This is a genomic window from Bartonella queenslandensis AUST/NH15 (assembly GCF_000312585.1).
Classification (GTDB): domain Bacteria; phylum Pseudomonadota; class Alphaproteobacteria; order Rhizobiales; family Rhizobiaceae; genus Bartonella; species Bartonella queenslandensis_A.
In genome coordinates, this window is record NZ_HE998410.1 from 1 (window position 1) to 220 (window position 220).

General features: G+C 38.6%; 1 protein-coding gene. It reads right to left on the minus strand.

Going from position 1 to position 220, the window contains the following annotated elements:
* On the minus strand, positions 1-220 hold a 220-nt coding region (locus tag BN338_RS10510), incomplete at both ends, for a type ISP restriction/modification enzyme (protein ID WP_039762480.1).

The window sequence follows — 220 nt, forward strand, 5'->3', positions numbered from 1 at the left end:
ATTAGTCAATTTTGGATTACCTTTTTTAAAGGTCACTGGATAAGGTTCCACGTCTTCATAATTCACGTGCAAATGCCCTAATTCACGCCCTGCTGTCACAAACTTCCAAAAATCATCGGCGCTTTTAACACAAGGGATACGAGGCAATTCTTTAGAGAGATTATCAGCATAACGGGCACGATAATCTTCCGAATGAAGTAAACCGTAAACATAATAGAAT